Source organism: Rhizobium hidalgonense, from assembly GCF_005862185.2.
GTDB classification, from domain to species: Bacteria; Pseudomonadota; Alphaproteobacteria; order Rhizobiales; family Rhizobiaceae; genus Rhizobium; species Rhizobium hidalgonense.
In genome coordinates, this window is sequence record NZ_CP054027.1 from 3,008,616 (window position 1) to 3,020,671 (window position 12,056).

Genomic DNA, 12,056 nt, shown 5'->3' on the forward strand with positions numbered 1-12,056 from the left:
CTTCGCCTGCTGTTCCGCGTCAAGAGTACCCATGAAATGACTACAATTCTGATATCGCTTCTGCGCAATGTCGACACGTTCGAGCATATCCGCTCCGCAATCTGCGCCGCGCGGGAGTATGAGCGCGAAAGACTCGCTCCGGCGGATGCCGGCGTTGCGGCAATTGCTCTCTGATCATACGGTCATTTCCTCGAACTGGGCTTTCGCCCATTCGAAGGCTTCGTCGACATAGGCGAACTTGACCGCCTGCCAGGCGCAATATTGCTCGACGAAATCCCGCGAAATCCAAAAATGCGTCTTGCGCGGTTCGTCATCCCAGCCGACGGAGCCGCGCTGCGCCGCCTTTGCCAAAAGCCGCTGCAGATGGGTGCGCGACATCATGAAGTCTGCCGCCAGCGCACGGGTGTCGACGCGGCCGACGGAATACCTCTCCGCATCGGTGTTTTCTATATCCATGCGGGCAATGAAGTTGTCGACCACGAGGCCGCCGGCTTCCGTCCAGAGGAACAACGCCACCTGTTCCGGCGGCTCGCGCCAGGCGGCATCTTCCAGGCAATTGCGGGCAATCCGCGGCTGAACCAGCCGCATCAACAATGGGTTCGCCTGGAAAAACGCTGCCCTTTGACCACCATCAAGCAGATCGAGTGCGCCGAGATTGCCGAGAATCCAGGCAAACATCGCCTGATGGCTGACATCGGCCGGCTCGAAATGCCGCGGCCGCCGCCGCTCGTCGCCGGGTGTGTGCACAATGAAGCGGTAGGTAAAAAGTTCTTCGATGAAGGCGAGCACGGTGTTGCGGCTCGCCACTTTATGCGCGGTGATACGTCCGGTCAGCCGAACGGCGGTAAAACCCGAGGTCGGGTCGCGCGCGTCATATTCCAGATTGAGGGCATAGGCAGTCTGGGTCAGAAGCCAGCGCTGATGCGAGGCCAGCAATCGCGCCAGGCGCGGGCCGGCATCGAACATGCCGCGCATCTGCCCAGCCAAAAAGCGGATGCTCAGCAGAAAGGAGCAGTTCCCCACCAATTGCTCCGCCGTGAATGCCATTGCGCTTCTCTCCACCTCCCCTCGCCGGCCGACGATGGAAGCAACGACACCGAGCGCTCCCTTCCGGCATCAGGGCCATTCAGACATGCACAGCTTCGAAAAATGATAGTCTCTCATCTTCAACAAACATATTCCGGGAAGCAGCGATATCCCAAGAATTCACCCCTCTTTTCACCCACTGCGAGCAATATTCGAGCCGCGGCAATGCTTCTATTAAATCCTTTCCTGTCATCAGCTTGCCGGTGTCAGGCTGGCGGCGTCGTGGCCTTTCGCGCCTCTCTCTGCTCGATACCCAGCTGATGTTCGCGGTAGATGATGAAGATGCCGGCGGAGACGACGATGAGCGTGCCGATCAGCATGGTCACGCTCGGCACATCGCCGAAGACGAAATAGGCGACGATGCCGCCAAGCAGGATCGAGGTATATTCGAACGGCGCGATGGTGGAGACGTCGGCATGACGATAACTTTCCGTCAGCAGGATCTGCGCGACGCCGCCGCAAAAACCGGCCGCGATCAGATAGAGTGCCGATAACCATGGCAGGACGAGCCAGCCGAACGGCAGGGAGGCCAGCGAGAAGACCGAAGCGGTGAGCGAGAAATAGAGCACGATCGTCGCCGTCTTCTCCTCCTCGACGAGCCGGCGCACCTGGATCATCGCCATGCCGCCGAGAACGGCAGAGAACAACACGCAGAGCGCGCCGACGGCCTGTTCTGCCTCCATGCCGCCGTCGCGAAACAGGGTGAGCTTCGGCCAGGAGACGATGGCGACGCCGACCATGCCGACCAGGACGGCGCTCCAGCGATAGATGCGCACGGTCTCACCGAGAAAGACGGCGGCGAAGATAACGGCGACGAGCGGCAGCGCATAGCCGAGAGCGATCGCCTCCGGCAGCGGCAGATGCAGGAGGCCGTAGAAACCGAAAGCCATCGAGAGAATGCCGATCGTGCCGCGCTTGAGGTGACCGACCGGATTGGCGGTGTAGAAAGCGGCGCGCAACTGCCCGATATAGGCGAGATAGGCGATGATCGGGAAGAGCGCGAAGAAGGATCGGCAGAAAGTGACCTGACCCGGCGGGATGTCCGAGCCCGCCAGCTTGATGAAGGTCTGCATGGCCAGGAAGACCACGACCGACGAGACTTTCAGCGCAATGCCTCTCATCGGGTTTTTGAGAACCGCGTGCATGATCCTGGCTCTTGATACTGACTTACAGGTACGGGAAGACGCGTTCGACTCGGGAACGCAGGGATGACGTCCTCCATCGTAGCGAAAGAAAATCCCGAGTGGCAAAAAATCGCAAGCAGCGCGGAAAAATCGGGAAATTGCTTCCCACCGCAGGCCGAGGATGCGGCGTGCTTGCGCCAGCGTCGAATTTTTCCTGTTTCGAACCAATTCCCCTAAAATGTTCGCCTGGGACCGCCCGGCGTTAACCAATTGAAAACCATAGGCACGCATCGTTTTGTATGACTAATTCCGAAATTTCGTTCGTCAGCAGACGATTGCCCGCCCCTTCCAGGACCATTTGATGAAGCCGCTCAGCGCAGAAACCATTGCCCAGTCGCAGAATGCGACCCCGCGCTCGATGCGCGTCGTCACCGACGGCATCAGCACCGATCTCGAGCGCTTCAGCGCCGACAACACCCATATCGTCAAGCAGATCAAGCTGCTCGCCATCAATGCGCTGATCGAGGCGGCACGCGCCGGCGAGACCGGCAAGGGCTTTGCGGTCGTTGCCAATGAGGTGCAGCGGCTGGCGCAGATCGCAACCGACATCACCGGCAGGTTCGAGAGCAACGTGCTCGGCCGCATCGGCCTCAGCCGCGCCATGGCGGATTCGCTGGTCGAGGAGATGGAAGGCGTTCGCCTCACCGATCTGGCGCAGACGCTGGTGCAGCTTATTGTCCGCAACCTCTTCGAGCGGACCGCCGATGTGCGCTGGTGGGCGACCGACCCGGCACTCTGGCAGGCGCTTGAGAATCCGGATCGGGAAACCATCGCCTATGCGGCGGAGCGTCTCGGCGCCATCAATCGCTTCTACACGGTCTATCTCGATCTCGTCATGACCGATCTTTCGGGCAAGGTGATCGCGTCGGCCAATCCCAAGTTCCAGCGCAAGATCATGGGGACAAGCCTTGCCGGCGATCCGTGGTTCCGCGTGGCGTCGGCGTGCTCCTCCGGTGACGCCTACAGTGTCGACGAGGTCAAGGCGAGCGCGCTCCACGACAACAGGCATGCGCTCGTCTATGCCACAGGCATCCGCGAAGGCGGCAAGATCGACGGACGGCTGATCGGCACGCTCGGCGTCTATTTCGACTGGCAGAACCAGGGCCAGGCGATCGTCGAGAAAGAGGCGAACCTGCCGCCGCAACTGGCGGAGAAAACGACGGTCATGCTGCTCGACGGCAAGAGCCGGGTCATCGCCACCACCAATCCCGCCCTGCTGTTTTCCCATTTCGCCCTCGCCAACCCGTCCGGCCGGGCCAAGGGCAGCTATTACGACAATAGCGGCTCGATCGTCGCCTTCGCGCGCACCCTCGGCTACGAGGATTACGACGGGCTCGGCTGGTACGGCGTCGTCGTCCAGCGGACGGAAAATGACGCGACGATCAAAGCGGCGCTCAATCTGAAATAGTGCTGTCCGGCGGGCAGCGGCGCTCATCCGCGCCAAACAGGATATTTTGCCCGCGAACTTGGTGTTCGCGGGCAATTTGCTTTAAGTTTAGTTCAGACTTTAATGTAATCATGCCCGGCAAATTTATGGCAGAGTGCGCCCGCCTCTGTATTCCGCGGTTGTCAAATAACGGTCTTCAGGAAACACCATGCGAACAGATACCGGCCAGGTCATTCATCTGGCAGATTACCGTCCCACCGACTTCGTGCTGGAACGCGTGGACCTGACCTTCGAACTCGACCCGACGGAGACAAAGGTCGAGGCACGGCTGATCTTTCATCGCCGCCCGGGCGCCGATCCGGCAGCGCCAATCGTGCTCGACGGCGACGAGTTGACGTTGTCGGGGCTGCTCTTGGACCAGGTGGAGCTCGACCCTTCGCGCTATGACGCAACAGCGGAAAGCCTGACGGTGCGCGACCTGCCGGAAAGCGCGCCTTTCGAGCTGACGATCACCACGGTCATCAACCCCGAAGCCAACACCCAGCTGATGGGGCTGTACCGCACCGGCGGCATTTATTGCACGCAATGCGAGGCGGAAGGCTTCCGCCGAATCACCTATTTCCCCGATCGTCCCGACGTGCTTGCGCCGTTCACGGTCAACATCATCGCCGACAAGGACGCCAACCCGCTGCTCTTGTCGAACGGCAATTTCCTCGGCGGCGCCGGCTACGGCCCCGGCAAACATTTCGCCGCCTGGTTCGACCCGCATCCGAAGCCGAGCTATCTCTTCGCGCTCGTTGCCGGCGATCTCGGCGTCGTCGAAGACACATTCACCACCATGTCGGGCCGCGAAGTGGTACTGAAGATCTATGTCGAGCACGGCAAGGAGCCGCGCGCGGCCTATGCGATGGACGCGCTGAAACGCTCGATGAAATGGGATGAAGAGAGGTTCGGACGCGAATACGATCTCGACATCTTCATGATCGTCGCCGTCTCCGACTTCAACATGGGAGCGATGGAGAACAAGGGCCTCAACGTCTTCAACGACAAATACGTCCTTGCCGATCCGGAACTCGCGACCGATGCCGACTATGCCAATATCGAAACGATCATCGCGCATGAATATTTCCACAACTGGACCGGCAACCGCATCACTTGCCGCGACTGGTTCCAGCTCTGCCTCAAAGAAGGCCTGACGGTCTATCGCGACCACGAATTCTCGTCCGACCAGCGCTCGCGCCCGGTCAAACGCATCGCCGAGGTGCGTCACCTGAAATCGGAGCAGTTCCCGGAAGATGGCGGCCCGCTCGCGCATCCGGTGCGACCGACGACCTATCGCGAGATCAACAATTTCTACACGACGACGGTCTACGAAAAGGGCAGCGAAGTCACGCGCATGATCGCGACGCTGCTCGGCAAGGACGGCTTCAAGAAGGGCATGGACCTCTATTTCGATCGCCATGACGGCCAGGCCGTAACGATCGAGGATTTCGTCAAATGCTTCGAGGATACGAGCGGCCGCGACCTCACGCAATTTTCGCTGTGGTACCATCAGGCCGGCACGCCGCTCGTCACCGCATCGGGTAGCTATGATGCGGCCGCCGGCAGCTTCACCCTGTCGCTCGAGCAGATGACGCCTGCCACGCCCGGCCAGCCGAGCAAGGAGCCGATGCATATTCCGCTCAGCCTGGCGCTCTTCGGCGAAAACGGCGGCAAGCTCGAGCCAAGCTCGGTCGATGGCGCCGAATATGCCGGCGAGGTGCTGCATCTGACCGGCCGCACGCAGACGGTGGTGTTCCACGGCATTGGCTCGCGTCCGGTCGTTTCGATCAACCGCAGCTTCTCGGCGCCGATCAACCTGCATTTCGATCAGAGCCCGGCCGATCTCGCCCACCTCGCCCGCCATGAGACCGATCACTTCGCCCGCTGGCAGGCGCTCACCGATCTGGCGCTGCCGAACCTGCTGAAAGCCGCCCGCGACGCCCGCGAGGGCAAGCCCGTCGTCTGCGAGGCGACCTTCGTCGAGACGCTGATTGCGGCCGCCGCCGACGACAGCCTCGAGCCGGCCTTCCGCGCCCAGGCCCTAGCGCTGCCGAGCGAATCCGATATTGCCCGCGAACTCGGCGGCAATAACGATCCGGATGCCATTCATGCCGGCCGGCAGGCGATCTTGAAGCAGATCGCCGATGCCGGAAAGGATGTTTTTGCCGGCCTTTACGCAGCGATGACGACGTCGGGCGATTTCAGCCCGGATGCGAAAAGCGCCGGTCTCAGAGCGCTGCGCAATACGGCGCTGACCTATCTCTCGCATGCCGAACAGACGCCGGCCCGCGCCAAGGCGGCCTTCGACGCGGCCAACAACATGACCGATCTTAGCCATGCGCTGACGATCCTCGCTCATCGTTTCCCCGACAGCGCCGAGACCAGCGAGGCGTTGGCAGGCTTCCGCGACCGTTTCGCGGAAAATGCCCTCGTCATCGACAAATGGTTTGCAATCCAGGCCGGCATTCCCGGTGCAAAAACCCTGGAACGGGTCCGCACCCTGATGGACGATCCGCTGTTCAAGCGGACCAATCCGAACCGGATGCGGTCGCTGGTCGGCACCTTCGCCTTTGCCAATCCGACCGGCTTCGGCCGCGCCGACGGCGAAGGCTATCGTTTCCTCGCCCGTCAGATCCTCGATATCGACGAGCGCAACCCGCAGCTTGCCGCCCGCATTCTGACTTCGATGCGCTCCTGGCGCTCACTCGAACCGGCGCGCGCCGAGCTCGCCCGCGCGGCGCTGACTGAGATCGAACAGGCTGCTGCTCTTTCGACCGACGTGCGCGACATCGTCGAGCGCACGCTCAAGGGGTGATTTGCTTCGGCGGGCCGCTGCGAAAGACGCGGCGGCTCATTTCCGCGGCGATTCGAATCGCCTGAAAAACGCGAAATTATAAATAGTTAACGGATTTTTACCTTTGCCTCTGGACAAGGCGAATCACCCATGATTCTCTAGATCAGGTTCGAGCGAGCGGCGCGCGAATCACACGAGGACAAGGCGAAGAGATGATGGACGTGCGACGGGCAACCGTGGCCGGTGGACGGCTGCGTGTCGATTTTGACGGGCTGAAAGCCTGGCGAGACAGCCTCTCCGGTCATGCGACATCGGAACCGCTTCTGCGTCATCTGCCGAAGGCCGAACTGCTCCTGAAGCGCGCCATTCCGGCGCTGATCGTCGCCTTCCTCTTCGTCGTCGCCGCCTCGCATTTCTTCGGCATGGTCAGCGAATATTCCCGCCTCGAAGCCTCGGCCCGCCATGCCACCGCGCTTTCGGCAGCGACCGCCTCCGCGGTGTTTGCCGATGCCTCCGACATCTTCGACAGCGGCGATATCGCAGAAGCGCAAGCCCGACTCGCCAAGTTCCTGCCGCAGGACCGGCTCGACACTGGCGCTTTCGTGCTGCTCGTCCAGGCAAGCGGCAAGGTCTTTGCCGCAACGACCGCCGGACTTTCGCATGTCGGCAGCAATGTCGGCGATTTCTTCCCGGAGGTCTCGGCGATCCGGCGTTTCGGCGATCGCGCCGGCGTCATCGAAACGACGATCGGCGGCGTGCCGCACTATGCCGAGATCACGCTGATGGGCAATGCCGGCGGCTATATCGTCGCCGCCACCTCGCTCGACGAGATCAGCCGGCTCTGGCGCGAGCAGCTGGCTCTCAACGTCACGCTGTTTGCCGGCATTTCCTCCATCCTGCTGGTCATCCTTTACGCCTATTACACGCAGGTGAAGCGCGCCCGCGACGCCGACGACATCTTCCTGGAATCGAACCTGCGCGTCGAGACGGCGCTGTCGCGCGGCCGCTGCGGCCTTTGGGACTTCGATTTCGAGAACCGCGAATTCTTCTGGTCGCGCTCGATGTACGACATGCTCGGCCTGCCGGGTTCCGACAAGACGATGGGCTTCGGCGAAGCCGCCCGCCTAATGCATCCCGATGACGGCGGGCTCTACGAGATTGCGCGCGCCATCGCCAAGGGCCATTCCGGCCAGGTCGATCAGATCTTCCGCATGCGCCACGCCGGCGGCCACTATGTCTGGATGCGCGCCCGCGCCCAGGTGATCCGCAGCAATTCCGGCCGCGTGCACCTGATCGGCATCGCCATGGATGTGACCGAGCAGCATCGGCTCGCCCAGCGCTACGCGGAAGCCGACCAGCGCCTTGCCGACGCCATCGAATGCACCTCGGAAGCCTTCGTGCTCTGGGACAAGAACGATCGGCTGGTGATGTGCAACACGCATTTCCAGCAGGCTTACGGCCTGCCGGACAGTGTGCTCGTGCCTGGCACCGAGCGCTCGATCGTCAATGCCGCCGCCGCCCGCCCAGTCATCGAGCGGCGGATCGCCGATGCCGACGGCCCCGGCTATTCACGCACGACGGAGGTGCAGCTTGCCGACGAGCGCTGGCTGCAGATCAACGAGCGGCGCACCCGCGACGGCGGCAGGGTCTCGGTGGGGACCGACATCACCCTGATGAAACGCCATCAGGAACGGCTGCGCGAATCCGAGCGCCGGCTGATGGCGACGATCGGCGATCTCTCCGCCTCGCGCCAGACGCTGGAAATCCAGAAATCCGAACTTTCGACCGCCAACGCCAACTACCAGGCCGAGAAGGAACGCGCCGAGGCCGCCAACAAAGCGAAATCGGAATTCCTCGCCAATATGTCGCACGAGCTGCGCACGCCGCTCAACGCCATCCTCGGCTTCTCGGAAATCCTGCAGAACCAGATGTTCGGCCCGCTCGGCTCGCTGAAATACGACGAATATGCCCGCGATATCCATGACAGTGGCAAACATCTGCTCAACGTCATCAGCGACATTCTCGACATGTCGAAGATCGAGGCCGGCCATCTCAGGCTGCACTGCGAGCGCATCGATCTGGTGCCGCTGATCGAGGAAAGCCTGCGCTTCACCGCCATTCCGGCGGCCGAGAAGAACATCGTCATCGACCAGCGCATCTCGTCCGGCCTGACACTGACGGCCGACCGCCGGGCGATGAAACAGGTGCTTCTCAACCTGCTCTCCAATGCGGTGAAGTTCACCGACAATGGCGGCCGCATCGCGGTGCGCACCCGCCGCATCAATGGCGCCGTCCTCGTCACCATCGCCGATACCGGCATCGGCATTCCGCGCTCGGCGCTGTCGAAGATCGGCCAGCCCTTCGAACAGGTGCAGAGCCAATATGCCAAGAGCAAGGGAGGCTCCGGCCTCGGGCTGGCCATCTCCCGCTCGCTGACCGCGCTACATGGCGGCCGCATGAAGATCCGTTCCCGCGAAAGTGTGGGCACGGTGATCTCGCTGCGCATCCCCGATGATGTCTAAGCCTTCACGACATTCAAAAATATTTTGCGCACTGCTTTCGAAAGCCGCTTCAGCTCCCCCTCCAACGTCCTGATGTCAGGGTAGTCGCCGGCACGGCAGACGAGTTCGATGAGGCCGGCCGGGGCGTCGTCCGGATCGAAGAGGCCGTCGATAGAGAGGCGGATCAATTGCGACAGGCCGGTATAAAGGGCGAAGGCTTCGAGGCAGATGTCGAGATCGGCGGTCGCCATCAGCCGGTCGCCAAGCACCTTCAGCGCCTCGCCGGTGCTTTTTCCGTTCACGGCCATGCCGACGCCCTTGGTCGGGGCGATCAGCGCCAGATACTGGGCGATGAATTCGAGGTCGATGACGCCGCCGGGGATCAGTTTTAAATCCCATGGGCCGGAGGACGGCTTTTCCTTGTCGATCAGTTCGCGCATTTCGGTGACGTCATGTGCCACCTTGGCGATGTCGCGATCGGCCGACAGCACCTCACGGATGATGTGTTCGGCCTCTGCAATCAGACTGTCATCGCCTGAAATCAGCCGGGCGCGGCTGAGCGCCATATGCTCCCAGGTCCATGCTTCCTGGCGCTGGTATTTGCCGAAGGCATTGATGCGGGTGGCGACCGGCCCCTTGTTGCCGGAGGGACGCAGCCGCATATCGACCTCATAGAGCACGCCTTCGGCGGTCGGCGCCGACAGGGCGGCGATCAGGCGCTGGGTAATGCGGGTGAAATAACGCGTCGCGTCGAGCGGTTTCGGGCCATCGGATTCGGAGGCCGCGTCGTCATAATCATAGAGCAGGATCAGATCGATGTCGGAACCGGCCGTCAACTCGAAGCTGCCAAGTTTTCCCATGCCAGCAACGGCGATGCGCCCGCCCGGATAATCGCCATGCGCGGCCCGCATTTCGCTCACCACCGCCTGGAGTGCCGCCGCGATGATGAGGTCGGCGAGATGGGTAAAGGCGCGTGCAGCCATATCCCCATTGATTGCGCCGGTCAGCAAGCGGATACCGATCAGGAAGCGCTGCTCGGCGGCGAAGATGCGCAGACGGTCGAGGACCTCCTCATAGTGACGCGCCTGGGCAAGCGAGGCTTTCAGCCGTTCGCCGAGATAATCGCGCGTCGGCAATTCGGCCATCAGGCCGGGATCGAGCATGCCGTCGAAGACATGCGGCCTCGCGGCGATCACCTCGGCAAGGCGAGGTGCCGAAGACATGATGTTGACGATCAGCGATAAGAGGGCCGGATTGCTGCCGAGCAGCGAAAAGAGCTGGATGCCGGCGGGCAGGCCCGAGATGAAGCTGTCAAAACGCAGCAGCGCCTCGTCGGCGCGCTTGCTTTCGCCGAAAACGCGCAGGAGTTCCGGCGCCAACTCCGTCAGCCTTTCGCGCGCCTCGACCGATTGCGTTGCCCGGTAGCGGCCATAATGCCAGGTGCGGATGATGCGGGAAATATCGGAGGGCCTGGTGAAACCGAGCTTCTTCAGCGTCTCCAGCGTATCGGGATCGTCACCCTGGCCGGTGAAGACGAGGTTGCCGGTGCCGGTGGAAAGCTTGCTTTCCTGTTCGAATAGGTGGGCATAACGGCGCTCGACCGTCTTCAGCACGCCGACCAGCCGTTCGGCGAAGCTCGGCGTATCGGTAAAGCCCATCATGAAGGCGATGCGCTTCAGGTCGGCATCGGTCTCCGGCAGCAGGTGGGTCTGTTCGTCGCGCACCATCTGGATGCGATGCTCGACATCGCGCAGGAACCAATAAGCCTCGGTCAGTTCGTCACGGGTCGCCGCGTCGATCCATTTCGCCTTGGTGAGTTCACCAAGCGTTTCTTCCGTCGCCCGGCCGCGCAGGGCCGGCATGCGGCCGCCGGCGATCAGCTGCTGCGTCTGGACGAAGAATTCGATCTCGCGGATGCCGCCGCGGCCGAGCTTGACGTTATGGCCTTTGACGGCGATTGCGCCGTGGCCCTTATGCGCGTGGATCTGCCGCTTGATCGAATGAATATCGGATATCGCCGCGTAATCGAGATATTTGCGGAAGACGAAAGGGGAAAGGCCGCGCAGGAATTCGCCGCCCGCCGCAAGGTCGCCGGCAACGGCGCGCGCCTTGATGAAGGCCGCCCGTTCCCAGTTCTGGCCCCTGCCCTCGTAATAGATCATTGCCGCTTCGACCGGGATCGCCAGCGGCGTCGAACCGGGATCCGGGCGCAATCTCAGATCGGTGCGGAAGACGTAGCCGTCGGCGGTGCGCTCCTGCAGGATGCGCACCAGCCGGCGCATCATCCGGGGAAAGATCTCGATCGCGTCATCGGGGTCGGGCACGATGCCGGCTTCTTCGTCGAAGAAGACGACGAGATCGATATCGGAGGAATAGTTGAGCTCGCAGGCGCCGAGTTTGCCCATGCCGAGCACGATCAGCCCGGAACCGTCGCTGGGAGCCGCCGGATTGCGCAGCTTGAGCTTTCCGCTCTCATGCGCCGCAAGCAGCAGATGGTCGATCGCCGCGGCAACCGAAGCCTCGGCAAGCTCGCTCAGCCAGGCTGTCGTCGCCCGCCCGTCAAAGATGCGCGCGAGATCGGCGAGCGCGACGAGGAAAGCGACCTTGCGCTTGATGATGCGCAGCCTGGTCATCACCGCCGATTCCGCCGGCGCGGCCCCCTCGCCGTCCGGCCGCCAGCTGCCGCGCGCCTCGGCAACCAGCGCCTCGATCTGCGGCTCCAGCGGCTCAGTGATAGCCCCGGCGAGAACGGCGGGATCGAGATTGGCGATTTCGCGCAAATAGGGCGACAGCGTCAGCGCCGCCGCGATAAAATCGCGCAGCGGGCCTTCCGTGTTCAGCATCGCAGCCACCGACGGCTCGCTTTTGCCGGCTTCCTGAAGGTCGGCGAGCGCCAGCTTCAATTCGGTCTGGTTCAAGGGGCGCAGCAGTCCTTCGGCCACATCCGTCAGACCATGCGTCGATTTCGTCAGCATGCGCTCTCCCTGGCTTTTGAGCGGAAGAAAACGGCCGCATGGAATCGCGAACCGCCTGCTTCGATCGGCATTAAACTAGGGTCTCGG

General features: G+C 62.3%; 7 protein-coding genes. 4 read left to right on the forward strand and 3 right to left on the reverse strand.

The genetic code is table 11. The annotated features are described in order from the left end of the window. Nucleotides 1-36: 36 nt before the first annotated feature. The gene (locus FFM81_RS14530) at nt 37-174 is read left to right on the forward strand and encodes a hypothetical protein (protein ID WP_003569329.1); all 138 of its coding nucleotides are present in this window, start codon (nt 37-39) and stop codon (nt 172-174) included. Here FFM81_RS14530 and FFM81_RS14535 read toward each other — a convergent pair whose 3' ends face one another. Beyond that, a complete protein-coding gene (locus tag FFM81_RS14535) occupies nt 175-1,047 on the reverse strand; it encodes a hypothetical protein (protein ID WP_025415730.1) in 873 nt (290 codons plus the stop codon). It lies immediately after the preceding gene. A gap of 245 nt (nt 1,048-1,292) precedes the next feature. Further along, nucleotides 1,293-2,231: a DMT family transporter gene (locus tag FFM81_RS14540; protein ID WP_138384785.1), complete on the reverse strand. Its 939-nt coding sequence runs from the start codon at nt 2,229-2,231 to the stop codon at nt 1,293-1,295. 340 nt (nt 2,232-2,571) lie between these two features. Between FFM81_RS14540 and FFM81_RS33140 the strand changes: the two genes are divergently transcribed. The 3 genes from FFM81_RS33140 (at nt 2,572) to FFM81_RS14555 (ending at nt 9,015) form a co-directional block, all read left to right on the forward strand. Continuing rightward, entirely contained in the window at nt 2,572-3,678 is a 1,107-nt protein-coding gene (locus FFM81_RS33140; protein WP_003569335.1) for a methyl-accepting chemotaxis protein, read from the forward strand. 187 nt (nt 3,679-3,865) lie between these two features. Beyond that, nucleotides 3,866-6,514, forward strand: coding sequence for an aminopeptidase N (pepN, locus tag FFM81_RS14550; protein WP_097536469.1), 2,649 nt, complete (start codon nt 3,866-3,868; stop codon nt 6,512-6,514). Nucleotides 6,515-6,705: 191 nt separating this feature from the next. Beyond that, nucleotides 6,706-9,015: a PAS domain-containing sensor histidine kinase gene (locus FFM81_RS14555; protein WP_097536471.1), complete on the forward strand. Its 2,310-nt coding sequence runs from the start codon at nt 6,706-6,708 to the stop codon at nt 9,013-9,015. Here FFM81_RS14555 and FFM81_RS14560 read toward each other — a convergent pair. Then, complete coding sequence (locus tag FFM81_RS14560) at nt 9,012-11,969, reverse strand: bifunctional [glutamine synthetase] adenylyltransferase/[glutamine synthetase]-adenylyl-L-tyrosine phosphorylase (RefSeq protein WP_003569339.1); 2,958 nt, start codon at nt 11,967-11,969, stop codon at nt 9,012-9,014. The two genes, FFM81_RS14555 and FFM81_RS14560, sit on opposite strands and share 4 nt — an antisense overlap. Nucleotides 11,970-12,056 lie beyond the last annotated feature (87 nt).

What these genes read in the sequence shown, in the direction of transcription:
- FFM81_RS14530 (WP_003569329.1), top strand. Translation starts at nt 37, where the DNA reads ATGACTACAATTCTGATATCGCTTCTGCGCAATGTCGACACGTTCGAG.
- FFM81_RS14535 (WP_025415730.1), bottom strand. Translation starts at nt 1,047, where the DNA reads ATGGCATTCACGGCGGAGCAATTGGTGGGGAACTGCTCCTTTCTGCTG.
- FFM81_RS14540 (WP_138384785.1), bottom strand. Translation starts at nt 2,231, where the DNA reads ATGCACGCGGTTCTCAAAAACCCGATGAGAGGCATTGCGCTGAAAGTC.
- FFM81_RS33140 (WP_003569335.1), top strand. Translation starts at nt 2,572, where the DNA reads ATGAAGCCGCTCAGCGCAGAAACCATTGCCCAGTCGCAGAATGCGACC.
- pepN (WP_097536469.1), top strand. Translation starts at nt 3,866, where the DNA reads ATGCGAACAGATACCGGCCAGGTCATTCATCTGGCAGATTACCGTCCC.
- FFM81_RS14555 (WP_097536471.1), top strand. Translation starts at nt 6,706, where the DNA reads ATGATGGACGTGCGACGGGCAACCGTGGCCGGTGGACGGCTGCGTGTC.
- FFM81_RS14560 (WP_003569339.1), bottom strand. Translation starts at nt 11,969, where the DNA reads ATGCTGACGAAATCGACGCATGGTCTGACGGATGTGGCCGAAGGACTG.